Raw genomic sequence first — 26,974 nt, 5'->3', positions numbered from 1 at the left:
GAAAGAATGATAAAACTAAGTCAGATAATTTCTTTGTTCATTATATTTTTAATTGTATTGAAGCTTTACTGCCCTAAAGATGATGATTTTAAAGGGCTATCGTTTAATGTCATCAATAGTAAAGATTCTTGTAATAGTAACACAATACACACTATTAAATTAAAAAAGGATATTACAATTGCCGAATATTTCCCGTTTTTAGACTCTATTGTTGAAAAGTACGATTCTTTAACGTCCTATCCTTTAAACGAACATCTTTTGGTAAGAGCCAACTCTTGGATAATCGACACGCTTAAAAACACCGATTATTACAAAATGAAAGCGAGGGACTCCTTTGTATATAATCAAAAGAAATTGATTGCACTACAAAAAGACGCCTTTTTAATTTTACCCGATTCTATTTTAGCCAATAACATTCTAGAATCTTTTAAAAAAACAAGTATTGATGTAAATATTCCAGAGTTTAAACTTAGGGTTTTTGAGGATTCTATTTTACATTATGAGTTTGCTGTTCGTGTTGGAAGAAACGAAAAGAAATATCTTAAAATGGCGGACAGGATAATGGATTTAAAAACCAAAACGGGTAACGGCATTATTGTTAACCATGTGAAGGATCCAGATTATTACAACCCCGTAAATGGGAAGCAATATTTTGTAACCAAAAGGGACGATGAAAAAATCACCAAATTACCACAAATCCCTTTTATTGAAACTAAAATAAATGGTGTTAGAAATGGTCAACTTATACATCCTACCACAAACCCAGAAACATTAAGCAAACCGTATTCCAACGGCTGTATTGGCACAAAAGAAGGTGATGCTTGGGTAATTTATTACTATGCGCCAATAGGCACTAAAATTAATATAAAGTATGATTTAAATAGTTTTGATAATCAAGGTAATACCGTTATTTTAAAAGATATTTACAACTATAAATAAGAAAATTTATTGTTTTTTAAAGAGAAGTTAATTCGTTTTCTGTTTCGCTATTTTTGCTCCAACAATCTAAATTATAAATAGTAGTTTCTGCAATATTTGTAAGTGCTTCTTCTGTTAAAAAGGCATGATGTCCAGTAATTAACACATTAGGCAAAGCATTTAATTTTATAAGGATATCGTCCTTAGGAATATTTAATGATAAATCCCTAAAAAACAAAGACTTTTCATGTTCATAAACATCCATTCCTAAAGCTGCAATTGATTTATTTTCTAATGCTTTTATTATATCAATGGTTTTAATAACGGCGCCTCTAGCTGTATTTATTATCACAACGTGCACTTTCATTAAATCTAATAATTCTTTATTTATTAAATGATATGTTTCAGTATTTAGAGGCACGTGTAACGACAGAATATCAGATGTTTTACAAAGTGTTTTTAAGGAAACATATTCAACATTAAAATCGTCTATCAAATTTTGATTTTTTTCTATATCAAATGCCAATAATTTACACCCAAAACCATGCATAATTTTTGTAAAAACAGAGCCTATTTTACCCGTACCCATAATGCCCACAGTTTTGTTATTCAAATCAAAACCAATCAAATTATTTATATCAAAGTTAAACTGTTTTACTCTTGAATTGGATACTATCAATTTTCGGTTAAGAGCTAACAATAAGCTTACTGCATGTTCTGCAATGGCATAAGGGGAATATTCAGGAACATTGGCAACTTTTAGCTTTAGCCTTTTGGCTGTATTTAAATTAACATTGTCGTAACCTACTGATCGTAATGTAATGTATTTAACTCCAAACGCTTCTAGTTTTTCTATAACGATATCTGAAGCATTGTCTGAAGACATTATAGAAATAGCAGCAAAACCAACTGCCTTTATTGCTGTTTCAGAAGACAAGGCGTCTTCAGTAAATATTAGTTTATGCCTTTTTTTATTTGCGGTTTCTAAATAAGAAACATCAAATTCCCTAGCACTATAAACAAGAACTTTCATATTAATGCATTATGTTATTTAACCAGAGTAAGTTATTTGAACGGTAAGAGCTTTACCATGATATATATCAGTTCAAAATAATACATCTGTTATCACTATATAGAAAAGCTAATCTGATATATATCATTGTCAAAAACCTGAGTATGGGATAGTTTTATAAATAACCACTTCAATCACTATAAAACTTTAAAAACATGAAAGGATTAGAAAAATATGGTATTCTATTAAGCCCCACAGAACATACTTTTGAAAATAATGGCACCTTCAATCCAGGGATATACCAAGAAGGTGATACTGTACATATACTTTATAGAGCTGTACAAGATGGTAATTTTTCTACAATAGGCTATGCAAAAACTAATGGCGGTCCTTGTAAAATAGAAGAAAGGTATAACTACCCTATTATAACACGTGAATTGGAATGTGAAAAACATGGTGTTGAAGATGCCCGAATAGCCAAAATTGATGATACGTATTACGTGTTATATACCGCTTACGATGGGGTAAACACGTTGGGAGCAATGGCAACATCAAAAGATTTAATTCATTTTGAAAAGCACGGTATTGTAACACCTGAGCTTAATTATCAAGAATATGAAAAACTAGTAAAGTGCTGTGACAAAAAAGGACTGAATCCAAAATACCACCATTATTACAGATTATTTGCAGAAATAGGATTGGTAGATGAAAAATCACGGCTTTTAAGAGATAAAGATATTGTGCTTTTTCCAAGAAAGATAAACGGAAAATTTGCTATGCTACACCGTATATGGCCAGGGATACAAATTGTTTATTTTGATGATTGGAAAGACCTAACAAAAAGTTTTTGGGAAGAATATGTCAAGAATTTAACAGATTATATTGTTCTGGATCCAAAAGGAATTTTCGAAGTCAATTACATTGGTGCTGGCGGTCCACCTATAGAAACTGAAGATGGCTGGTTATTAATATATCATGGTGTTCAGGAGACAACAAGAGGTCGGACATATCACGCTAAAGCAGCACTATTACAGATAGATAGACCAGAAATAGAGATTTCAAGGTTGCCATATCCGCTATTTTCCCCAACAAAAAAATGGGAAAAGCATGGTATTGTAGATAATGTGGTTTTTCCAACAGGACATGCCTTGTTTGGTGATGACTTATATGTCTATTATGGAGCTGCCGATATGTATACTGGTGTCATTAAGATGAGTTTAAAAAAACTATTGATGGAATTAAGAAAACAACCCTAAATAAGAACTCTTATGAAATTTCTAGAACGCGGAATAAAAATGCTATTAGTAGGGACATACCCACCTAGAAAATGTGGTATAGCTACATTTTCTAATGATACGGTTAATGCCATACAACATATGTTTGGTGAAACCATTCCTATTGAAGTTTGTGCCCTGCAGAATGATGAAAAACATCTTGCTTATGGAGAAGAGGTGTCTTATATACTACAAACGGATCGTTTAGAAAATTACCGATTGATGGCCGATGTTATAAATGAAAGAGATGATATTGGTATGGTATGTATTCAGCATGAGTTTGGCTTGTTTGGTGGTCTCTATGGCGATTATTTATTAGCTTTTTTATTGGCTTTGAATAAGCCCGTGGTTACCGTATTTCATACCGTATTGCCAAATCCGGATGTAAAACGATTAAAGATTATAAAAAGCATAGAAACACTTTCCGATCGTTTAATTGTACTCACAAAAAAATCTAAAAACATACTTATAGAAGATTACAAGTGTTCACAAAACAAAATTGAAGTGATTCCTCACGGAACACATATTGTGCTTTGGGAACAAAAAAAAGTTCTAAAACAAAAGTATTCGTATTCAGATACCATCGTATTGTCAAATTTTGGATTATTAAGTGAAAATAAAAATATAGAAATAGCCTTATACGCACTAAAGGACGTTGTGAAAAAACATCCCAATGTTGTGTATTTAATTATTGGTAAAACACATCCAGAAGTAATTAAAAATGAAGGTGAAACCTACCGGGAACATCTCACGAAATTAACGAGCGATTTAGGATTGCTAAACCATGTAAAATTCATAAATAAATATTTACCGTTAAACAAGTTACTAGAATATTTAACCCTGTCCGATATCTATTTATTTACATCCAAAGATCCTAATCAAGCGGTAAGTGGAACATTAGCTTATGCTTTAAGTTGCGGTTGTGCGGTTATTTCAAACCCTATCCCACATGCTATTGAAACTCTAAAGAATGATAATGGAGTATTGTTAAACACTTTTGGAGACCATAAAGCATTTAGTAAAAACATTATAGAACTTATAGAAGATGGCAACAAGCGCCAGACCATTGCAAAGAATGCTTTTTCAGCGATTCGTTCAACTACATGGGAAAACGCCGCTATAAAATATGGACTGCTTTTTGGTAAGTTGACAGAGCGTATTGAAGATCTACGTTTTAAACTGCCGCCAATACAACTCAATCATATTAAAAAACTAACAACTAATCATGGCATACTGCAGTTTTCAAACTTTAGTCAACCCGATCCCAATTCCGGATATACATTAGATGATAATGCAAGAGCCTTGATTAATATGGTCATGTATTACAGTCTATACCGAAAAAGATCGGTGCTTAAATATGTACATATTTATTTAAGTTTTATGGAACGCATCCAACGTAAAAGTGGTTGGTTTGATAATTATATGGATTATGAACTTCAGTTAACAAAAAAAAATAAAACCATCAATTTAGAAGACGCAAACGGTAGGGCTGTTTGGAGTTTAGGTTATGTTATTTCCCATAAAGATATTTTACCACCTGCACTTATTACCCGTGCTAAAAGGTGCTGGGACAACATACAAGATAAAATAGAAGGTATTAGCTCTCCTAGAGCTATGGCATATACTATTAAAGGTTTGTACCATTACTTTTCGGAGTATTCCGATAATCATATAAAAATACAAATAATAAATTTTGCTAATAAATTATTGGAACATTATAAGGTGAATTCTGAAGACGAGTGGCAGTGGTACGAGAATTATATGACCTATGCCAATAATATATTACCAGAAGCCATGATGTATAGCTATTTGGTAACCAATAACAAAGATTATAAAAAAATAGCTTTAATTACTTTCGATTTCTTGTTATCTCAGTATTTTATGAAACGACAAATTAAAGTGATTTCAAATCGAGGATGGTTTAAAAAGAAAAATGAACGAGAGTTTTATGGAGAGCAGCCTATTGAAGTAGTAACGACAATAATAGCTTTGGATTTATTTTATGATGTCACTAAAAAAAGGGCGTATAAAAATCAATTAGAATTGGCGTTTAGTTGGTTTTTGGGAAATAATCACCTTCATCAAATTATGTACAATCCTGAAAATGGTGCATCTTATGATGGTTTAGAAGATGTACATGTAAACATAAATCAAGGTGCAGAATCTACGTTGTGCTTCTTTAAAGCACAAATGATTATGGATAAATACGCCAGAAAAATGACAACATTTAGAGCCAATAAAATAAAATCTGATAGACAGCTAAATACAATTTTTTCCACGAATGAATAATTATATAAGTCAACTCTCATTTTGTGGAAAAGCAAAGCCTACGTGATAACTATAGGAAGACGTATGAGCCATTAAGAATAGATTATTTCTGGTATTTAGTCAGAATAATATTTTTTAAAATTTAAACAACAATATAACTGGTCATGAATCACTCCAAACATTTCAACTTGTCAATAAAAAATTCTTTATAATCGATGTTTGTAATTTCTTGCGAATATTTTGTGCCTCTTAGAACTATAGATTTGATAGGTGATTTTTTTAAACTTACAATTTGCGAATTGGATAAATTACCTTTAAACCTAAACATATTACAGTCGATATCCCAGGAATGAAAAAACGAAATAGTTTGATTGTTTTCTAGGGTAACTTTTACAGAAGACCTATTGCCAGGAAGATAAGTAGCACAGCCTAAATCTCCAGTGAAATTGAAAAAAATATTTGCTTTTCGACCTTGTTTATATAATTCTACAGTTAAATTTTTATTAAGTGAATACGGTTCAGTTCTGATGGTCGTAATGTTGTAAAACTTATCATATTCATTGATTTGATAATGGCATGTCGAACGAAATACTAGTCTTTCTTCTTCTTTAGTTTTAGCGATATTATCGTTATTTTTAGCGTCATTTAAAAGTGTGGCTTTTGCAATAGAATCTTTTCTTTTCAATTCGTTTAACTCTTTTCTTTCTTTTTCTACAAGCTTTGCAATGGAATCACTTTTTCGTCTTAACTCCAGTAATTCTTTTCGTTCACGTGCTCTAACGTCAACAATAGAATCATATTTTCTTTTTTCAATGAGTCGCTTTTGTTCTAAATCTTCTGTTTGGCTTATGGCATGATTCTTTTTTGTTTTTGTTGCTTTTTTGTCTTGTATTTTAACTTTAGCAACAGAATCGTTTCTTTTTTTAAGTAATTCTAGTGTCTTTTTTTGTTCCGTTTCCATTTTGGTAATGGAATCCTTCTTTCTTCGTTCTGCTAATACGTTTTCTTGCGCGTTAACTTTAGCAACAGAATCGTTTCTTTTTCTTAGTAATTCTAGTGCCTTTTTTTGTTTCATTTCCATTTTGGTAATGGAATCTTTCTTTCTTTGCTCAGCTAATACGTTTTCTTGCGCGTTAACTTTAGCAACAGAATCGTTTCTTTTTCTTAGTAATTCTAGTGCCTTTTTTTGTTTCATTTCCATTTTGGCAATAGAATCCTTCTTTCTTTGTTCTGCTAATACGTTTTCTTGCACGTTAACTTTAGCAACAGAATCGTTTCTTTTCCTTAGTAATTCTAGTGCCTTTTTTTGTTCCATTTCCATTTTGGTAATGGAATCCTTCTTTCTTTGTTGCGCTAACATTTTTTCTTGCACCTTGACTTTAGCAACAGAATCGTTTCTTTTCCTTAGTAATTCTAGTGCCTTTTTTTGTGATTCTTTTATAGAATTAATAGAGTCAATACTTCTTTTTTCTATTAATGCTATGCGCTCCGTTTCTTTTGCTTTAGCGATACGTACTATAGCTTTTTCTTTTTCGATTTTTATAACTTTATTGATAGAGTCTTTTTTTCGTTTTTCGTTTAATTCCTTTAGTTTAGCATCTCTTAGTTTAGCTATAGAATCGTTTATTTTTTTTGTAGCCATCTCTTTAAGTTTTGCTGCTTTGGCCTTAACAATAGAGTCAACTCTTCTTTTCTCAATTAAAGCTAAGCGCTCTAGGGTTTTAGCTTTGGCAATGGAATCATTTCTTTTTCGTTCCGCTATGGTTTTGAGCTCCGCTGCTTTAACCTTAGTAATGGCATCTTCTTTGGCTTGAGCAATACGTTGTATACGTTCTTTTTCTTTGACTTTCGTTATGGAATCGTTTCGCTTTTTTGCTAATAAGTTTCTTTTAGTGTCTGCTTCAATGTTAGCTATAGAATCCAAACGTTTTTGCTCAATTAAGTCAAATTTTTCTTGAGATTGATTCGCTATGGCTTCTGCTTTTTCCTTTTTTTGTAACCGTTCTTGAATAGCTTTTTCGCGTTGCTTTTCTTCATGATCAAAATAGAGATCCATCATTTGTTCATTCACAAATAAATACTGATCCTTAACAAAGCCAACTAAATTGTTGTATTTGACCTTATATGTATAATGACCAACAAAGGCTGTTACAATACATTTTTGATTTTCTTTAAATTCAGCAAGGGTTTCTGATGACTTCGCTTCTGTTTGGTATAAATTACCATCTTGAGAAAACTTAGTGGAAATATTGACTTCTTGTGCAAAGCCAAATATAGTAAAGCTCAGAAGTAGTAATAATGGATAAATATGTTTAACCATAGGTATTCGATTTGTTGGGCTTTTGTAATAATTACTATAAATGTAATGCACAGATAATTCAAAACACAAAAATTCAGCCGAAATGCTAATTTTAGTCTATTAACCTAACGTGTTTTTAGTTACAAACCACCTCCAGGCAATAATGGCCATCTGAAATTTAGTGGCTTTGGCTAAATCTAATTGTTTTTTAGAATAACTAGGTAAGATGGTTTTATTAACCTTAGCTAAAAATTTAAATACTTGCTTTTTCATCTGTGTAATTAACTCTATTAAAGCAAAAATAATAAAACTTATTCTAGACTAAGTTTTATTTTGTTTTTGATTTTAGATATATGATATAATAAATAATATTAAATCAATTACAAGTTTGGCAAGTGTTATCATATTTTTAAGTTTTAAAGGTTAATAAACAGGTTAATTATATCAATGTTTTTTGAAGATATGGTTTTACGGATATGCCAACCAAACGTTTTTATAAAAATCGATGAATTTGAATATGGATTTGTAAGTATAAAAACAAAAATGGTTTTAATATTTATGTGACGATCTTGATATAGGTTATTAATTTAAATTTAAATAGATAAATTAGTTATGAATTGATATATTTATAGGGCTTTTTTTAATGGTTTTTTATAAACCAAGGGCTATATCATTATAAAAATGATGTTTTTTTATATTTCATCTTGATTTTTATTTTTTCACTAAGAACTAAGAACTAAGAACTAAGAACTAAGAACTAAGAACTAAAAACTAAATCAATAATCGCAATTCATTAATTGTTATATTATCTTCGCAAAAAATAGTTTCTATGAGTTTACTTTGGGTTGTCCTTGGCTTTATATTATTAGTTGTGGGCGGGGAGTTTTTAGTCCGTTCGTCTGTTGCCTTGTCATTTAAGTTTAGTATATCTAAAATGGTTATTGGTATGACGGTGGTATCCTTTGCGACTTCTGCTCCCGAATTGCTTGTAAGTCTTCAAGCTGCCCTTTCGGGGTCTCCAGCTATAGCTATAAATAATGTGGTAGGTTCAAACATTGCTAATATTGGCTTAGTGTTAGGGATTACTGCCCTAGTGGGGTCTATTGCGGTAGATAGATCCTTTTATAAGCTCAATTGGCCGGTTATGATGGTGTTTTCAATAGCACTGTATTATTTTCTTAAAAACGATAATGTGCTTACTGCTCTTGAAGGTGGCATATTGTTTACTGGACTTATTACCTTTTTAGTAATACTTATTGGAAAAGCAAAAAAGGATACATTAGTAGAAGATGTAGATGATGCTTTGGCTGTCGTTTCAAACTTTAAAATTATGTTGTGGTTACTTATAGGTGCGGCTTCTCTTTATTTTGGAAGTGAATGGCTTGTAGAAGGTTCAAAAGAAATAGCGTTTTCAATAGGTGTTAGTGAAGCTGTAATAGGGGTGTCTTTAATTGCTATCGGGACTAGTGTACCAGAATTGGCTGCTTCGGTGATTGCGGCCGCAAAACAAGAAAAGGCCATTTCTTTAGGAAATTTAATAGGGTCAAATATTTTTAATATAGCTTCTGTTTTAGGGTTAACGGCTTTAGTAAAGCCCATCCCGGTTACTGAGTCACAAATATTATCGAACGATATTTTTTGGATGCTTGGGTTTTCGGCTATTTTAATCCCGCTGATTTTTCTCCCAAAACGTTTGCAGATAAGTAGAATTAAAGGTTTTGTTTTGGTCATTGCTTATGGAGCCTTTATGTTTTTTGTGTTTACACAAGGGAAGCTTTAAAGTTTAAATACGTTCAGTAATACCCATGTTATAAAGCAATAAGTTATTATAGATGATTTCTTGTAAGTCATAAAACAACATGATGAAAAAATCATATTTTTTCATCATGTATAGTTCATGTATTGGTTTGTTTTTGCTCTTTATTAATCATCTGTAATTATCTTCGAACCAAAATTATATACACTTATGAAAAAGTTTTATCTACTACTTGTTTTACTAATTACTTATACGGGATTTTCGCAAAGTTTACCGATTAATTTTGAAGGCGATGTTACTACCTCGGATTTTGTTGATTTTGATGGAGGAACGGCAACAGTAACGGCTAACCCTATGCCATCTGGAATAAATATGAGTGGCTCTGTTGGTCGTATTGTAAGAGATGGTGGGGCTATTTATGCGGGTAGTAAAATTCTATTGACTGACAATTTGGATTTTTCTGTATTAACAAAAATCACGATGAAAGTCTATACTACGGCACCAATAGGAACCATTGTTAAATTTAAATTAGAAGGATCTGGGGCATCAGTAGACGTCGATGCGATGACTACCGTTTCTGGTGCTTGGGAAACTCTAGAATGGATTTTTGTAGGTACTGCTAATAACCTTAACGAAGTTGTGTTTATGTTCGATTACGGGAATGAAGGAGATGGTACAGCTAATTCAACATTTTATCTTGATGATGTTGAGCAAGTCGTGGGACCAACCGCTCCAATACCAACGACGTTGCCTATTGATTTTGAATCAGGAATTGTTGATACTGATTTTCTTAATTATAGTGGAGCAACCGCTAGTATAGTTTCAAATCCTCAAATTGATGGTGTTAATGCTAGTGCTACAGTTTGCCAAATTGTTCGCGATGGTGGTGAGTTTTGGGCTGGAAGTAAAATATTTCTTGAAAATACAATCGATTTATCTACCATGTGGCATATATCTATGAAGGTGTATACAACCGCACCAGTTGGTACAAGAATTAAACTAGAACTAGAAAATGCATCAGGAAGCACCAATCTAGATTACCTCACTACTGTATCTGGAGCATGGGAAACGGCAAGCTGGAATTTTGACAGGCAAGCCAATGATTATGATAGATTACGGTTTATTTTTGATTTTGGTAATGTAGGCGATGGTACAGCTGCTTCTATCTTTTTATTTGACGATGTACAGCAAGTTGTAGGACCTGCTATACCAGATCCTATACCAAGTACACTACCAATTGACTTTGAAAACACTGTTGTTACTACGGACTTTACCAATTTTTTCGGTTCAATAGCATCAGTTATACCAAATCCGCAGATAGACGCAAACAACCCTAGTGCTACGGTTGGGCAATTTGTTAGAAGTGGTGGTGCGGGATATGCGCGAAGTAAGTTGGCATTAACAGGCTTTATTGAGAATATGTCTGCTTTAGGAACTATCTCTATGAAAGTATATACAGATGCACCTGTAGGTACCTTATTGAAATTTAAGGTAGAAAGTAACGTAGCAGATTTCGGAAAAGAACAAGATGTCTTCACGACTGTATCGGGCGAATGGGCAACGTATACTTGGGACCTTTCAAACAATGATAATCCGATTTATAATGTATTAACATTGATGCTAGGTTATGCGACACCAAACGATGCATCAGCTACTGCAACGTTTCTATTTGATGATATAGAACAGGTAGCGACCTTAAGTAATGGTAATGATCAAGTTTTTAAGCTAGATGATATAAGTAGTTACCCTAATCCAGCAAATGACTTCTTAACTATTAAATCTGCTAAACAACAGATTAAAACAGTGACACTTTTTGATATTCTTGGTAATCAGATTACAGTTCTGCGTCCAAACAATAAAAAGGCGACTATTAATGTGGCTAATTATGCCAGTGGTATTTATATTGCAAAAATTACAACGCTTTCAGGGACTGGGAGTATTAAGTTAGTCGTTGAATAAGATATAGTACTGATAGGACATTACTATTTATACATCACCTTAAGTTTAGGGTCTTTTTTATTGGTTAGATTTAAAAAGAGATATGCTTAAGGTGTTTTTGTATTGTAAACTTTGGTGTTGGAAACTCGATAGAGTTTCTTGATAGGATCTTTTGCTATTGAAGTTTATACTATTACTTAGGTAAGTAAATACAATACATTATCATAAGTGTTTAAAAGTCATGAACGTTTTAGGGCTTTTTATTTGACAGATGGTTTAAGTCTTTTTGTTTTATTCATATTTTTTTATTTCCTCGACAAGGTACAAGTACGCAAAGCTTTATGTAAGACATTCTGTGATTAGTGTTATTTTACAAGTATAATATAGCAATACAGAATAGAATAACTAAATAATAGTCCAAAGAAACATGTGTAAAAATAAAAACGCCAACAATTTAATGTTGGCGTTTTTATCATGAACAAAATGTTAGTCTAAAATAATTATATTTTAGCCGATTTAACAGTTTTTATAATTCTACCTGCAATTTTATATGGGTCACCATTTGAAGCAGGTCTTCTATCTTCTAACCAACCTTTCCAGCCTTTCTCAACAGCAATAATTGGAATACGAATTGATGCACCTCTATCAGAAACTCCCCAAGAGAAATCTGTAATAGCAGCAGTCTCGTGTAAACCTGTTAGACGCTGGTCGTTAAACTCACCGTAAACAGCAATATGCTCATCAACAACATCACGGAAAGACTCACAAATAGCAGCATAAACATCTTTGTCACCACATGTTCTTAAAACATTGTTGGAGAAGTTGGCGTGCATACCAGAACCATTCCAGTCCATGTCCTTACCTAATGGTTTTGGATGGTAATCAATATAGTAACCATACTTTTCTGTTAAACGATCTAGTAAGTATCTAGCAATCCAGATTTCGTCTCCAGCTTTTTTAGCGCCTTTTGCAAACAATTGGAATTCCCATTGTCCAGAAGCAACTTCTTGGTTAATACCTTCAAAGTTTAATCCTGCATCAATACATAAATCTGCATGTTCTTCTACTAAATCTCTACCATGTGTGTTTTTTCCACCAACAGAACAGTAATACATGCCTTGTGGAGCAGGGTAACCACCAACAGGGAATCCTAAAGGTAATTGTGTTTTAGTATCCATAATGAAATACTCTTGCTCAAAACCAAACCAGAAATCATTATCATCATCATCAATAGTCGCTCTACCGTTAGATTCGTGTGGCGTACCATCGGCATTCATAACTTCTGTCATTACCAAGTAACCATTAATACGATCAGGATCTGGGTAAATTGCTACAGGAACTAATAAACAGTCAGACGATCCGCCTTCCGCTTGTCTAGTAGATGATCCGTCAAAGGACCAGTTTCCTATTTCCTCTAATGTACCTTGAAAGTTTTCATGCTCTTCTACCTTAGTTTTACTTCTTAAGTTTTGAGTTGGCTTGTAACCATCTAACCAAAGGTATTCTAATTTAATTTTTGCCATAATGAATATTTTATAATTGAAATATTGATAATTATACCACAAATATATATTTTTATACTTTTACTTTAAATTTATAGGGGTGTTTTAGTAAAAACATGAGTTATTTTTATTTATACCCTATTTTTTTAAGGTTTATTTTAAAAAAAGACTATTATTTCATAAAAAAACTGAAAAAATCTTAAAAGAATTTTTCAGTTATAAGTATTTATTGCCAAAGCTGTTTATTTTTGCTTAATAATTCATAATCAAACGTTTTAATATTTAAAAGAATGTCAACATTAAGATTTCACGCTATAAAAGAATCGTTAGCTTATAAAGCTATTTTAGTTGAGGAAAAGGAACGTCGTTCTGATTTATTTGGGAAAAACGTGTTTAACGAAAATACGATGCGTCAGTATTTAACCAAAAACGCTTTTATAGGGGTTGCAAATGCTATTCAATTTGGAAAAAAGATAGATCGGAATATTGCAGATCAAGTGGCGTCTTCTATGAAAGATTGGGCACTATCAAAAGGTGTGACGCATTATACACATTGGTTCCAACCGTTAACAGGCGCTACAGCAGAAAAGCATGATGCGTTTTTTGAAACGATAGGACATGGTATGGCTATCGAGAAATTTGGTGGCAGCCAATTGGTACAACAAGAACCAGATGCATCTAGTTTCCCTAGTGGCGGTATTAGAAATACATTTGAAGCTAGAGGATATACGGCTTGGGATCCTACATCGCCAGCATTTATTTATGAAACAACCTTATGTATTCCAACTATATTTGTAGCTTATACAGGAGCTGCTTTAGATTATAAAACCCCTTTGTTAAGAGCCTTACATGCTGTAGATAATGCAGCAACTGCGGTTTGTAAATATTTCGATAAAAACGTAAAAAAAGTAACCTCGTCTTTAGGCTGGGAGCAGGAATACTTTCTAATAGATAAAATGTTGGCCACTAGTCGCCCAGATATTATTTTAACAGGCCGTACTTTATTAGGTCATTCTTCAGCCAAAGGACAGCAGTTGGATGATCATTATTTTGGTTCAATTCCTAACCGAGCCTTAAATTTTATGCGTGATTTGGAAACCGAATGTATGCTTTTAGGAATTCCAGTAAAAACAAGACATAATGAGGTGGCTCCCAATCAGTTTGAATTAGCACCTATCTTTGAAGAAGCCAATTTGGCGGTAGACCATAATTCGTTATTAATGGATATTATGGGTAAGGTAGCAGCTCGTCATAATTTTAAGGTTTTATTTCATGAAAAACCTTTTGCAGGTGTAAATGGTTCCGGAAAGCATAATAACTGGTCTCTTTCAACAGATACAGGTATTAATTTATTGGCACCTGGTAAAACGCCTATGAGTAATCTGCAGTTTTTAACATTTTTTATAAATTCTATAAAGGCAGTTCATACACACGAAGCACTTTTAAGAGCGGTTATTGCTTCTGCGAGCAATGATCATAGATTAGGAGCTAATGAGGCACCGCCTGCCATTATTTCTGTGTTTATTGGCGAGCAGTTAACTAAGGTTTTAGAAGAATTGGAGGGTGTAACCAAAGGAAAACTATCGCCTAAAGAAAAAACAGAATTAAAATTAAATGTGGTTGGGAAAATCCCTGATGTTTTATTAGATAATACAGATAGAAACAGAACATCACCCTTTGCCTTTACGGGTAATAAATTTGAGTTTAGAGCGGTTGGGTCTACAGCAAATTGTGGTAACCCTATGACGGTTTTAAATACTATTGTTGCAAAACAGTTAAAAGATTTTAAAGTTGAAGTAGATACTTTAATTAATAAAAAAGACTTAAAAAAGGACGAAGCCATTTTTAATGTATTAAGAGAATATATTAAGTCTACTAAAGATATTTTATTTGAAGGTAATGGCTATGGTGCTGATTGGGAAACTGAAGCAAAAAAACGTGGATTGAGCCATAACAAAACAACACCAGAAGCCTTAAAAGCTAGAGTTTCAAAAGAAAGTGTTGCATTGTTTGAAGAAATGAAAGTCATGAGTAAAATTGAAACTGAAGCACGTTATGAAATCGAGATAGAAGCGTATATTAAACACATTCAAATAGAGAGTAGGGTGTTAGGGGATATTGCACGTAACCATATTGTGCCTACGGCCGTTAAGTATCAAAATATATTAATTGAAAACGTAAAAGGGTTAAAAGAGATTTTTGAAGAGAAATTTAAAGGGGTTTCTAAAGAACAAACCAATTTAATTGAACAGATTTCCAGTCATATTGAAGGCATTAATGCCAATGTGACCTCAATGATTGATGAACGTAAAAAAGCAAATAACATGGAGGATATCGAGAAAAAAGCCTATGCTTATTGCTATAAGGTTAAATCATTGTTTGATGATATTCGTTACCATTGCGATAAGTTGGAACTTCTAGTTGATGATGAAATCTGGCCATTAACAAAGTACAGAGAATTGTTGTTTACTAGATAATTTTACTAGTATATTATATACGTAAGACGTTTTTAATCCGTCCAATTATCGACTAGTTTTTCGTTCATTTGGCTGTTTTCTATTTCATATGTTTTCATTAATTCATATTTATGTCTGGGAACATGGTCAATATGCAGGGCCTTCATAATTTCGGATGTAGGGATGGTTTTTCTGCCTTTTTTAATGGTGTTTTTTACGAGGCATGCGGCTATGATTTTTCCTTTTCTTTGAATTTTCTGCTCAACATAAATCCACTTTTCGTCAACGTACGAAATTCTAGTATGGATTTCTGCTTTTTGAAATACTTTAAGGGGTCTGTAAAACTGGATACTAATGGCTTGACTTGGAAAAAACCATTTGTGTTTTGAGGCTACTTTAAAAAAGTTTGATCTTACCATTAAGTCTAATCGTCCAGTTTCTAATACTGTCATTATTGCAGCATGATTCATAACAGAAACATCAATATCTGTTATCCAAACCCGAAAAGATTTACGGACCGTTTCAGTTCCAATAAGCTTTTTTTTGAGCTTTGCGCTTATCAAAGCCATTAATAGTCTAATCCATCTCATTTATTTATATAATATAATCAAAGATACTAACATGGGTTAAGCACAAAACATTATTTTTTATATACTATAGTATGTGCTGGCTTTTATTCTATTCTTTTGTGATAACAAAAAATCTCTCCTTTTTCTTCATCAAGGCTAACAGTAACTAATTCATTACGTGTTATTTATAATATTACTCCTTCACTTCTAAATAATTTGTGAGGTCCTAGTTCTTACCTCTAGTTTTCATTGTTAATACCTCAATGAATTATAGCTTTTTAACTCATCTTTAATCCAATTTTAGCAGAGGCAAATACTGTTCCATTTCCACTCTCTTTTGGTGAAAGAATTAATCCATTCCCATTAGGAAAAGTAGCTACCACCTTATCATTGGAATGTCCATAAGGAGATTTTCCATATTTCATGTACGGTTCTGTTGTTGTAAATACTTTATTGAAGAATTCTTCTTCAAAAAGTAACTCACTGGAAATTTCTTCTTTACCTTTAATGATAGCTTTGAAATGAATATGTGGCATTCTTGGGTCATACCAACCTAGGAGAATAGTTTTAAAGTTAACATATCCGTCTTTATCAGTTATTTGAGCACCTCTTAAAAATATGTTTTCATTTTTAGGTTCTATATGTGCTTTCTTTCCAAATTCGGCATGATTGAGAAACTCCCAAATGTTATGACCAAGCTTTGGATAACCACTATACGTGCCATCAGCATTACAATACCAAATTTCAACAATCGCTCCTTCAATTGGAGTACAGTTTGGATATAATAAAAACTGTAATTTCAAATCTAGGTTTTTACCTTCTTTATCCTCTCTTATATCACTTCTCTTTGGAGATTTAATATAAAATGGTCCTTCTGTAACCATTGTAGTCAAAATACAAATATCATCTATCTCGGTAGGAGCTTCTGTTAAATTAATTAATTTATTGTTCTCTTTTCTCATAACCCATTGCAAAATACTAGTCTTGGCAAACCAAACACTAATACCTATAGCTCCTAATGAGTATAATATTCCGATGATAATTACGTCTTGTCGTTTTTTTCATCATGGTATTGGTTTAGTTATTAAAAAACCCATAGGATTTTACAAGTACACAAAAACTAGCAATTGAGTATACTTAGTGTTTGCAGGCGTTTTGACTGTTTAATTAATCAAAAATAAACTACCTATAATTAGCGGAAAAATAAGCAATCTAAATATGAACAACCCAATAAAAACACTGATTATTTTTGTGATTCGCCAAAAAATATGTACTCGTTTAAAAAAATTAAAATAGGCGAAAGTCATATAGGTAAAACCAATAAAACTTACTAATTCCATTGGGAGAAAACTATTGGTTAATGGTTTATAAACAATAGTGATTAAGTTGATTAGAATAAAAATCGTTCCATAGAAATATAAGGATGAAACCAATATTTCGGTAAAGTTGTAGTTAGATTTCTTGAATAATATATAAATTAAAACGGTCCATACAAACGTACTGGTAATTCCTAATACAATAGGATAATCGAATGTCATAATTTGATTCCAATACTTAATGCTTTGATTGGTTTCTTCTGAAAGAAATGAGAACTCAATAGCAGGAAAATTAGCTGAATTGCTTAAAATGAGGTATGCAAAAAGTGCTTGGATTATAGTGGAAATCACGAAATATTTAACAGGACTAGTAAATTGTTTTCTTTTGCCATCAATAAAACTTTGGGCAACAAAATGAGGTTGTTTCAGTAAATTCCAAAAAGTATACAATAGTCCTTTATCAAAATTGAATATTGAGTCAAAGTATTCAATGATTACTCCTTTAAAATTTAAACGATAATTGGCAAATTGATTCTGGGAACAATTAGGACAAAATTTACCTTCGAATTCAAAGTTACAGTTTTTGCAAGTTATTTTTATCACATCATGGTTTTAATGACTACCAACGTCTAACTTTATGGTTAGTTGCGTTGGCTGGAACTAAGTTAGCAAAAGAAAACGAACTAGAGCAAAATCCGCAGGATTTTCCGAGTAGGTTAGTATACGCAATTAATTATACATGTTGTTAGGCACTTTTTTTTAGATTTCTATTCATTAATTTTCATTTTGTATATTATAGCATAAGTGTAATAACCAGTTTGAGTGTTGCTATTTTTATCAATTTTATCACTCAAACTGGTTTAATCAACTAACTAATCACAGGATTATTTAATATTATTTTTCTTTAAAAATTTTAAAATATAATTTGCTATTTCGTCACCTTTCTCTTCTAAGGCAAAATGACCTGTATCTAATAAATGAAAATCTAAATTCTTTAAATCTCTTTTATATGGATAAGCACCATCTGCAGGGAAAATGTAGTCGTTCTTTCCCCAAACAATTAGAGTAGGAGGTTGGTGATCTTTAAAATATTGTTGCCATTCGGGATATAAAGGCACATTAGTTCTGTAATCGTAAAACATAGCTAATTGTATTTCGTTGTTTTCAGGACGAGTTAAATGTTGTAAATCTATATGCCAGTTGTCTGGACTGATTTTTTCTACATCTTGTACACCATGTGTGTATTGCCATTTTAATCCATCTGGAGAATGAAACCCTTCTAAAGATTTTCCGTTTTCTACAGTATAATCATTCCAATATTTTTTAATAGGAATCCAGAAGTCTTTTAAGCCTTCATCATATGCATTTCCGTTTTGAACAATTAATGATTCTATACGTTTTGGGTATTTAGCTGCGATTCTGAAACCAATAGGAGCTCCATAATCCATTAAATAAATGCTGTATTTTTTAACATTTTTTTTCTCTAAGAAGCCTTCAATAATTGTTGACATATTATCAAACGTATATTCAAATTCTTTTATCGTTGGCTGATCACTTTTTCCAAAACCCGGATAATCAGGTGCTAATACATGATATCGAACAGACAAGTCTGTTATTAGATTTCTAAACATATGAGATGAAGTTGGATAACCATGCAATAATAAGATAGTTGGTTTACTTGTGTCACCTGCTTCACGATAAAAAATATTTAATCCATTTACATCTATACTTTTATGTAATGTATGTCGAGTTGTTTTATTTACTATAGTTTCTTTAATTTCTCCTTTTGATTTTGTAAAAGAAACTAAGACTATTGATAGTATAGTTAATAGTGCTATACAGAATACTGATTTTAAAGTTTGTGTTTTCATAATTTAATTTATTTAATGTTTTTAATATTTGATTGTAATTAGATAATTTTTTTATCTGTATCGTCGTTTACTATTCCAAGTAAAACTTTTAGATTCTTTTGTTATCATTTGTGTTGAATTTTGATTATTTAAATTTTCTTTCAGTTTCTAAGATATTTATATCATTAGCACTCATGTCTCTAACTTTCATGAGACCTTCAGGATCAAATTCCCAATGTTCATTGCCATACGTTCTTTTCCATTGACCTGTTTCTGCATCTTGCCATTCGTATTCAAACCTTACTGAAATTCTATTATCAGTAAATGACCATAAGTGCTTTTCTAATTTGTATTTAGATTCTTTATTCCATTTTTTTGTTAAAAATTCTACTATAGCTTTTCTTCCAGTGAAGAAGTCATTTCTATTTCTCCATTTTGAGTCTAATGTATAAGCTATAGATACGCTTTCTGGGTTTTTACTATTCCAAGCATCTTCTGCTGCTTGTACTTTTGCCTTTGCGGTTTCCTTTGTAAAAGGTGGTTTGTTTGTTTTCATAATTTTAAATTGAACAGACAAGTCTGTATTGTTAAATATTAATTTTTAATATATTTATTTAAGTAATTTTTTTGCTGCTCTTTTTGCTACTTCAATAGGCCATTTATTTTTTTGTATTTGTGATAATATTATAGCTCCTTCTAAAAGAATGACTAACTCATCTCCTAATTGCATGGCTTCATTGTCTGAAAGATTATCTTCATCTTTTAGTAAGGAATGTACCCAGACTCTAACATCATTTTTATGTAATACTGCTTGATCTCTTATTTTATCATGGTCATGAGGTAAATCTGTTATAATATTTTGCCAACCACATCCTCTATAGTTAACAGAACTCAACCAACTATCTAAGTAGTCAAAGCTTGCTATTAATTTCTCTCTATTGGTTATTTGATTAGATACAAAGTCTTGTAAATCACTTACCCAACTTATGTGCCTTCTTTTTAAATAGGCTACTGCAATATCTTCTTTAGATCTAAAATGCATATACATGCTTGCTTTAGCTACTCCTGCTTCATCTATTATTTGATTAATACCAGTTTGATTATAACCGTTATTATAAAACAAATCTGATGCAGTTTCTATGATTCGATCTTTAACACCTAATTTTTTCATGCTGCAAATATAACACAATATTAAACAAAAACAGACAAGTCTGTATGTTTAACTTTTTTTTAACTTTTGGATGGAATAAATTTTTGGAAATAAGTGATACGTTATTAAGTTAAATTGTGCCTAACAACGGTTGGTCTAGGGTTTTGTTGCGGCATTGTCTGCAGGAACTATTACGTGTTACCAAGTCTTGATTGCAATATAAGAATTTCCGCCGCAATGAATTATAGTTGTTGTTGTGTGTAGTTTTTTACTCTTGTTCAACTCCGCCTACGAAATTCAAAACTTTACTTGCAGCAACTGAACCTGCTTTTAGTGAATTTTCTACGTCTTTAGTTTTCAACCATTCAATGCTAAAAGCTGCTTGAAAAGCGTCACCACAGCCTGTTGTGTCTACAATTTTATTAACTTCAATCGCTTTATGGTAAAATCTTTTATTTTCTAAAAAGGCTACACTACCTTTTGCTCCTAAAGTCGTTACTATTAGTTTCCTCTTTTGGTAAGAAAGTTCTTGTAGCTCATTTAGCATTTCTTCTTTACCGCTCAAAAAAACAATATCAATATTGTCTATATGTTCTTTGATGAAGTCAATTCCCAAATAGTCTAAAAAGTCAATAACTACTAATTGTTTTTCATTTCGTCTTTTTAAAAGTTCTTTTAAATTTGGGTCGCCAGCTGGCATTGCAACAATTTTGCTATTAGTTAATGAATTCCAATCATTTTCAGATAATCTAAATTTATCAAATGCACCTCCATTCCAACTATCCTCTTTGAAATATCTGTCTCCTTTTTCATTAATAAAAATCTTATTTGATGCAGTTGGTTCGTTAATCTGGTATAATCTAGAACGATTTATATTTGATTTATCTAATTGGTTTTCTATTAGTTTTCCAAATCTATCTTTTCCAATTGCACCAATTACTGAGGTGTTTTTATACCCTAAAAGTTTGCATTGAGTAACAAAGTTTAATGAATTTCCTCCAACGTATATTTTATCCAATTCTGGAAAGAAATCCACACAGAAAGATGTTAAAGCAGTGATCTTCATTTTTTTTAAATTACACACAACAGTCTTGTGTATGGTTAGTTGCGTAGTTAAGCAACTAATTTAGTAAACAAATACGAGTCCGATAAAATTCTAAAGGAATTTTCCAAATAAGCACTTGCTAAAGCAATTAATTATATACGTTTTTGTCAACTGGTTTTTATTTAGAATAAGCACCTGAAGAATATGTCAGTTCATAACTATGAGTGTAGATTTCAAATACAATTCCAAATGGGTCTTCAACATAGCACATTTTGAAAGGCTTGTTATTTGGATAGTATTCCCTTATTGGCATTCTTTGTTTTCCTCCATACGATAAAATTTTATCAATGAGTTCTTCAATATTGGGGTCTTGTACACAAAAATGAAATAAACCAGTATTGAAAGGATTAAATTCAGGTGCTTCTTTAATTCCATTCGGAAAAGAAAATAATTCTATTCCAATACCGTCAGAAGTTGCTAAATGAGCAATTTCAAATTCCGTCCAATCGTTTCCAAAAACGTCAATACACATTTGACCAATTGCAGTTTCCTTTTCCTTTTTGACTTTTGAAGGCTCCATAATTATGTACCATCCCATTATTTCTGAATAGAATTTTACAGCTTCTTTTATATTTGGAACTGTTATTCCGATATGCGAAAATGATTTCGGATAATTTTTATTAGTTGTCATAAGTTATATTTTAGATTGCAAAATTAATCTATATTAGCCTAATCAACAATAACTTACTAAAAAGTGGCATAGTTACTTAAAAGAGTAAAATATTGACAATCAATAATATAAAATTTAAATTTTGAATAAAGAAATTAGTTGTCCTTTGAATTATACAATGAATTTAATAGGGACAAAATGGAAACCTTTAATTCTATTTCATTTATTAGAAGGCGGTTTGCGTTCAGGAATATTACAAAAGCAAATTCCAGGGATTTCAAATAAAATGTTTACACAAACAGTAAGAGATTTAGAAAAAGATGGACTTATTTCTAGAAAAGTTTTTCCTGTAGTTCCTCCTAAAGTGGAATACAGATTAACGACTAGAGGGAAATCACTTGAGAATATTTTAAGAAGTTTGGATAAATGGGGATTGGAAGATTGTCTGAATTAATTAAATGTGTTCGATTTCAAACAAGTTTGCTAACGTTTATGTATATGGAAAGTTTAGTGTTTTTGTGTGAGGATTTCCCGAAGGAAAATCAGAAGCTGGCAAACAAAACAGCTAACATTGGCTAAGCTAAAACTAGCAAATTTTTTATATACTGCTTAAGTTTGTCTTTCATTAAATTCGGATTGTGCTAATATAAGTCCAAATAATGAACAGGATTTGTAATGGGATTCGAAACCATAAATAGGCAAGACCATTCCCATCAAATGTCCCTTTTTGGTAGTTCAAATTATTAATAGAAGCATAAATATTTGCAGGTAACATTAGTAAAAGGAAAATAATGAGTGTCCATCCAGATATAACTTTTAAATTGGGAATTAAAAGACCTATTGCAAGTAAAATTTCAAAAACTCCTGTTATGTAAACAAATTTTTCTTTAAATGGAATGAATTCAGGTATCATCATAGACATTCCTTTTGTAAAGACAAAATGTCCAATAGCAGTAAATACAAGCATTATTGACATTGCTATTCTTGCAGATAAGGTAAAATCATATTTTTTCGTTATAAACTTAATTGCAAAAAGAGAGATAATAAACGTTACTAAAAGAATAATTAAAGGTTTCATATTTTTCTACATTTTAAAATACAAAGGTTAGAAAAAAACAAATATATTAAATGAACCCAAGTTAATTAATGCGTTTTCTTATTCTACTCAAAGCTTGTGGAGTAATTCCAATATATGAGGCAATATATTTCAGAGGTATTTGTTGTAATAGTTTAGGTCTATCAGAAAATAAGTCTAAATATCGTTCTTCAGCTGTTCTATTTAATAAAGAAAGTTCTCTTTTTGATTTTACTAGAAACATTTTTTCAGCCATTTTTCTTCCAATAATATTTCCGTTGTTTGTTTTTTTATAGACTTCTTGCAAATCGTTGTTCGAAATTTTCCACAAGATTGTTTCTGTCAATGTTTCAATTTGATATTCGGATGGACTTTGGGTTAAAAAAGAGTCATATGCAGTAACAAATTCATTGTCAAATAGAAAACCGAAAGTTAAATCAGATTCTTCTCTTGGAATATAAAGTCGGATTATTCCTTTTGAAATAAATGATAAATAATTTTCAGTTTTACCAATTTCTAAGATTATAGTATTTTTTTTAAGTTCAACTTTTTGTAGTTTCGAAGAAAAAAGTTCCCAATCAGAATCGTTCATTGGAGATATATTATCAATAAACTTTCTAATTTCGTTCATTTGTTTTTTGCTTGTTGCTAACGGTTTTGTATATGAGCCATTTTTAATGGTTTATATATATTGTTGTAGCTATTTTTTATTAGTTTGATTTACATTGAATTTAAAAACATCAGGTCTTGAATAATGTCCAACGACATCGAACATTCGTTTTGCTTTAATAATGTCTTGAAGATTAATATCTGCATATAGTATTCCTTCCTTTGCTTCTAAAGGTCCAGCAATGACTTTACCGTTCGGTGCAATTATAGAGCTATTACCAACATTAATCCAATTTCTTCCTTCAGGATAAAGTTTTTTAAATTCATACTCATCAGGAATGTCATCAATTTTTAAAGCCATACAAGTACTTATAACAAACAATCCACCTTCCCTTGCAACATGCTTCATAGTTTGAATCCAGTTTGGACTTTTATCCCAGGTAGGCGAAACTAATATTTGAGTTCCAAATTCATAGATAGCATTTCTAGCCAAAGGCATGAAATTCTCCCAGCAGATTAATCCAGCTATTTTTCCTGCCGAAGTATCATAAGAACACAAGGTGCTACCATCTCCTTGAGACCATATCAGACGTTCTCCGCCTGTTGGTATTAACTTTCTATGTTTACCTAGAATTAAACCTTTATCGTCTATAAAAAGTAAGCTATTAAATAAACTTGCACTACTGGTTTCAGTATTGCGTTCATGCATACCAATAACAACATTAACCCCAGCTTTTTTAGCCGCTTCACAAAGCTTTTTCGTGGAATTATCAGGTACAGAAACAGCATTTTCAACAAGTTTTAAGTAAAGCTCATTTAAATCAGCTCCTTTACTGTTTGGAATAAGCCATACCCAGTCTGGGTAACCAGAAATAAAAGCCTCTGGAAAAACAATTAAGTTAGCGCCGTTATTACCTGCCTCTAAAATTGCTTTACAAGCCTTTTCAACCGTTTTTTCTTTGTTTAAGAATACAGGTGAAAGTTGTGCGGCAGCTACTTTTATGTTGTTTGTCATTTCGTTTATTCTTTAATTAGCTACAACGGTTTTGTATAAAATTGGTGGCATGGTTAAGCAATGGGTTTATTAAATATAAACCGAATAGAAAATCCGCCTGGATTTTAGCAATTAATTTTATACATTGTTTGCCTATGTCATTTTATTACTCTATCAATATGCTTCATCAATTACAAATGAGTCAAAAATTTGTTCTCTTAATTGATCGTTTTCATTTGCATACTGTTCAATAAACTTTTGAGCATTCAGCTTTTCTTTCTCGTTGTAAACAACTAAATCAAGCCTTAAACTCCTATTTGATAAAATTTCTAAGGCAATGTCCAAATCTGGATTAAAGTCAATTGTGATGTCTGATAACGACTGTAATTGAGCCAACTCCTTTGGAAGTTTTAAAATGTTATTTTCTTTTAAATTCAATCCAAGTAAATACTTCACTTTATAAAAAACATTGGGTATTTCTTTTAAATTACAGTTTACTGCATTTATAAAATATAACTTATTCAAACTACCCATACACTCTGGAAAAGTAAGTGTTTCACTATCATTGAAATTAATAGTATTTAAAAAATATAAATCACAGATACTTTCTGGAATTGCCCCTATGTTAATCTCTTTGGTATTTAAATACCATAATTTTCTTAGCTTGTTTATATTTTCAGGTATACCTTTATATTTATTTTGATCTAATAAATAAATACTTTCAAGATTTGGACAATTGTTTACAGCAAATTCTATATCTGTCGCACACTTTCTTCCATCAATATGGGTATATACAAATTCTAAGGATTGATTTTGTTTATTTTTAAATTCATTATAATTTCTTGGAGTGTAAGGAATACCCGCAGACCCTTCAATATCAAAATTGCCAGAAAGACTATAGAAAAGGCCTTCTATTATTTCCCCGAGCCCTTCTGAATAATATTCTTCTCCTAGTGATTTGTCACGATAGCCAACGTCTCCATTCATAGAGACTTGTATTAAACTTCCATCATTTTTTAAAAATATTTCTTCTTCTATGGGTGCGTTGTTCATTGCTATTGCTTCAACCACAAACCCCTCAATTAGTATATCAATATCATTATGAAGGGTACTGTTTTGTTTAATGTCTTGAGCTATTATGTTCATCTCTTCTAAGCTGGCTTGAGAAGGTGTTAAGCATAAAGTATAAGAAGGACGATGTTTTCTTAAACGATAAATTGATTTATTTTCATTTAAATGAATGACCTCAAAATCTGAATTATAGTTTATGCTGTATGAAGGATTAAGATTATTATATTTTATAGCCTTACTTTGAAGAGGAATAATTGAATCTAATTTTGTATATAATGAGTGGTAATTTTTAAGGATATTAAAATTGGAAGATTTTTTACCTTCATTTTTATGCTCTATATAGGCAATGTAAGGGTCATTTATTGATGTTTTAACCATACCTGCCTTTGTTTTGCTAGATTGCTTAATTCCCCATGAAAAATTCTCGTGATCAAAAGAAACCAACTCAACATCTGTGATAGAATGATTATTAATACTAAAATTTAAAAAAACCAAAAGAACTATGGCTATCCCATAAGGCATTAAAGAATTTTTGTCTGATACAAGTGTATCTCCTTTTTTTACATAAAATAACCGAATGATAAAGTAGATTAAAAACCCAATGGTACAACCTATAGCTGTTACTATAAAAGCAGGAAAAATAAAGAATCCTTTTATATTTCCTTCCATAGGAATGACTGATAAGAATAAGGAAACCAAAAACGAAGGAATAAAAATTAGGTGTCCTATTAATACAATGTTTAGAGTTTTTGAAAGTTTTACTTTTCCGGATTTAATAACCCAAACAAAAAGTGCTAACCCTATTATGATTGCCAAATTATAAGAAGCACTAATGGTTAGATAATCAAGGTAATAGTATCCATCTAAAGATCGAACATTGCTCCTTCCGCTAAACCCTTTGTCTCCTATTCCAAAAATTGCCATAATAATTCCAAGAGGCCCCACTAGCATCCCAACTATTAAAAGAATAATTGATAGTTTTTTGTATTTTACAGCCATAAAATAAGTTTGTAATACGTTTCTGTTTTGTTTGTCTTCATAAGGTTTGTCAAGATGGTTTTATAGGTTAGTCACAGGTTTTCATAATAGAGGCTAACGGTTTGGCTATGGTTTCTTTGCGGAATTGTCCGCACGGACTATTCCGCGTTATCAAATTTTCATTGCAAGATAAGAATTTCCGTTTAGTAAATTCCGCCGCAATG

Annotated in this window: 23 protein-coding genes; 7 read left to right on the top strand and 16 right to left on the bottom strand. The window is 31.5% G+C overall.

Features of this window, described 5'->3' with window-relative positions; all coding sequences use genetic code 11:
• The first annotated feature begins 6 nt into the window (after positions 1-6).
• Complete coding sequence (locus tag ABD941_RS01625; RefSeq protein ID WP_345272211.1) at positions 7-939, top strand: L,D-transpeptidase; 933 nt, start codon at positions 7-9, stop codon at positions 937-939.
• A gap of 16 nt (positions 940-955) precedes the next feature.
• Here ABD941_RS01625 and ABD941_RS01620 read toward each other — a convergent pair whose 3' ends face one another.
• The gene (locus tag ABD941_RS01620; protein WP_345272210.1) at positions 956-1,951 is read right to left on the bottom strand and encodes a 2-hydroxyacid dehydrogenase; all 996 of its coding nucleotides are present in this window, start codon (positions 1,949-1,951) and stop codon (positions 956-958) included.
• A 194-nt stretch (positions 1,952-2,145) separates the two neighbouring features.
• Here ABD941_RS01620 and ABD941_RS01615 point away from each other — a divergent pair, with 194 nt between their 5' ends.
• Both ABD941_RS01615 and ABD941_RS01610 read left to right on the top strand, forming a co-directional pair.
• Positions 2,146-3,186 carry a glycoside hydrolase family 130 protein gene (locus ABD941_RS01615; RefSeq protein ID WP_345272208.1) on the top strand — a complete coding sequence of 347 codons (1,041 nt, stop codon included), beginning with the start codon at positions 2,146-2,148 and terminating at the stop codon, positions 3,184-3,186.
• A 12-nt stretch (positions 3,187-3,198) separates the two neighbouring features.
• A complete protein-coding gene (locus tag ABD941_RS01610) occupies positions 3,199-5,493 on the top strand; it encodes a glycosyltransferase (RefSeq protein ID WP_345272206.1) in 2,295 nt (764 codons plus the stop codon).
• A gap of 148 nt (positions 5,494-5,641) precedes the next feature.
• Here ABD941_RS01610 and ABD941_RS01605 read toward each other — a convergent pair whose 3' ends face one another.
• Complete coding sequence (locus ABD941_RS01605) at positions 5,642-7,792, bottom strand: hypothetical protein (RefSeq protein WP_345272205.1); 2,151 nt, start codon at positions 7,790-7,792, stop codon at positions 5,642-5,644.
• A 99-nt stretch (positions 7,793-7,891) separates the two neighbouring features.
• Entirely contained in the window at positions 7,892-8,044 is a 153-nt protein-coding gene (locus tag ABD941_RS01600) for an SsrA-binding protein (protein ID WP_345272204.1), read from the bottom strand.
• Between the two features lie 556 nt (positions 8,045-8,600).
• Between ABD941_RS01600 and ABD941_RS01595 the strand changes: the two genes are divergently transcribed.
• Positions 8,601-9,551: a calcium/sodium antiporter gene (locus ABD941_RS01595; RefSeq protein WP_345272203.1), complete on the top strand. Its 951-nt coding sequence runs from the start codon at positions 8,601-8,603 to the stop codon at positions 9,549-9,551.
• Between the two features lie 186 nt (positions 9,552-9,737).
• Positions 9,738-11,486, top strand: a complete 1,749-nt coding sequence (locus ABD941_RS01590; protein ID WP_345272202.1) for a T9SS type A sorting domain-containing protein — start codon at positions 9,738-9,740, stop codon at positions 11,484-11,486.
• A 479-nt stretch (positions 11,487-11,965) separates the two neighbouring features.
• Here ABD941_RS01590 and ABD941_RS01585 read toward each other — a convergent pair whose 3' ends face one another.
• Positions 11,966-12,988 (bottom strand): glutamine synthetase beta-grasp domain-containing protein, encoded by a 1,023-nt coding sequence (locus tag ABD941_RS01585; RefSeq protein ID WP_345272201.1) that lies wholly within the window; start codon positions 12,986-12,988, stop codon positions 11,966-11,968.
• Positions 12,989-13,257: 269 nt separating this feature from the next.
• On the opposite strand from ABD941_RS01585, the gene ABD941_RS01580 reads away from it, so the two are divergent.
• Complete coding sequence (locus ABD941_RS01580; protein ID WP_345272199.1) at positions 13,258-15,444, top strand: glutamine synthetase III family protein; 2,187 nt, start codon at positions 13,258-13,260, stop codon at positions 15,442-15,444.
• A 32-nt stretch (positions 15,445-15,476) separates the two neighbouring features.
• On the opposite strand, the gene ABD941_RS01575 is transcribed toward ABD941_RS01580, so the two are convergent.
• The 8 genes from ABD941_RS01575 to ABD941_RS01540 all read right to left on the bottom strand — a co-directional run bounded on the left by ABD941_RS01575 (position 15,477) and on the right by ABD941_RS01540 (position 22,044).
• On the bottom strand, positions 15,477-16,013 hold the full coding sequence (locus tag ABD941_RS01575; RefSeq protein WP_345272198.1) for an acyl-CoA thioesterase: 537 nt from the start codon (positions 16,011-16,013) through the stop codon (positions 15,477-15,479).
• 257 nt (positions 16,014-16,270) lie between these two features.
• Complete coding sequence (locus tag ABD941_RS01570; RefSeq protein WP_345272197.1) at positions 16,271-16,954, bottom strand: peptidase associated/transthyretin-like domain-containing protein; 684 nt, start codon at positions 16,952-16,954, stop codon at positions 16,271-16,273.
• 201 nt (positions 16,955-17,155) lie between these two features.
• Positions 17,156-17,911, bottom strand: coding sequence for a DUF3667 domain-containing protein (locus ABD941_RS01565; protein ID WP_345272195.1), 756 nt, complete (start codon positions 17,909-17,911; stop codon positions 17,156-17,158).
• Positions 17,912-18,192: 281 nt separating this feature from the next.
• Entirely contained in the window at positions 18,193-19,179 is a 987-nt protein-coding gene (locus ABD941_RS01560) for an alpha/beta fold hydrolase (protein WP_345272194.1), read from the bottom strand.
• A 124-nt stretch (positions 19,180-19,303) separates the two neighbouring features.
• Positions 19,304-19,714 carry a nuclear transport factor 2 family protein gene (locus tag ABD941_RS01555; RefSeq protein ID WP_345272192.1) on the bottom strand — a complete coding sequence of 137 codons (411 nt, stop codon included), beginning with the start codon at positions 19,712-19,714 and terminating at the stop codon, positions 19,304-19,306.
• A gap of 54 nt (positions 19,715-19,768) precedes the next feature.
• Positions 19,769-20,329, bottom strand: a complete 561-nt coding sequence (locus tag ABD941_RS01550) for a TetR/AcrR family transcriptional regulator (RefSeq protein ID WP_345272191.1) — start codon at positions 20,327-20,329, stop codon at positions 19,769-19,771.
• A gap of 247 nt (positions 20,330-20,576) precedes the next feature.
• Positions 20,577-21,374: a carbohydrate kinase family protein gene (locus ABD941_RS01545; protein WP_345272190.1), complete on the bottom strand. Its 798-nt coding sequence runs from the start codon at positions 21,372-21,374 to the stop codon at positions 20,577-20,579.
• A 157-nt stretch (positions 21,375-21,531) separates the two neighbouring features.
• Entirely contained in the window at positions 21,532-22,044 is a 513-nt protein-coding gene (locus tag ABD941_RS01540) for a VOC family protein (RefSeq protein WP_345272188.1), read from the bottom strand.
• Positions 22,045-22,201: 157 nt separating this feature from the next.
• On the opposite strand from ABD941_RS01540, the gene ABD941_RS01535 reads away from it, so the two are divergent.
• The gene (locus ABD941_RS01535; protein ID WP_345273652.1) at positions 22,202-22,477 is read left to right on the top strand and encodes a winged helix-turn-helix transcriptional regulator; all 276 of its coding nucleotides are present in this window, start codon (positions 22,202-22,204) and stop codon (positions 22,475-22,477) included.
• 171 nt (positions 22,478-22,648) lie between these two features.
• On the opposite strand, the gene ABD941_RS01530 is transcribed toward ABD941_RS01535, so the two are convergent.
• The 4 genes from ABD941_RS01530 to ABD941_RS01515 all read right to left on the bottom strand — a co-directional run bounded on the left by ABD941_RS01530 (position 22,649) and on the right by ABD941_RS01515 (position 26,771).
• On the bottom strand, positions 22,649-23,101 hold the full coding sequence (locus ABD941_RS01530) for a DoxX family protein (RefSeq protein ID WP_345272187.1): 453 nt from the start codon (positions 23,099-23,101) through the stop codon (positions 22,649-22,651).
• Between the two features lie 61 nt (positions 23,102-23,162).
• On the bottom strand, positions 23,163-23,729 hold the full coding sequence (locus ABD941_RS01525) for a Crp/Fnr family transcriptional regulator (protein ID WP_345272186.1): 567 nt from the start codon (positions 23,727-23,729) through the stop codon (positions 23,163-23,165).
• Positions 23,730-23,798: 69 nt separating this feature from the next.
• A complete protein-coding gene (locus tag ABD941_RS01520) occupies positions 23,799-24,722 on the bottom strand; it encodes a carbon-nitrogen hydrolase family protein (RefSeq protein WP_345272185.1) in 924 nt (307 codons plus the stop codon).
• A gap of 153 nt (positions 24,723-24,875) precedes the next feature.
• A complete protein-coding gene (locus ABD941_RS01515) occupies positions 24,876-26,771 on the bottom strand; it encodes a leucine-rich repeat domain-containing protein (protein WP_345272184.1) in 1,896 nt (631 codons plus the stop codon).
• Between the last annotated feature and the right edge of the window lie 203 nt (positions 26,772-26,974).

The sequence above is a fragment of the Flaviramulus aquimarinus genome (genome assembly GCF_039543205.1).
Lineage (GTDB): Bacteria > Bacteroidota > Bacteroidia > Flavobacteriales > Flavobacteriaceae > Flaviramulus_B > Flaviramulus_B aquimarinus.
This window is presented reverse-complemented; position numbering and strand designations above follow the sequence as displayed.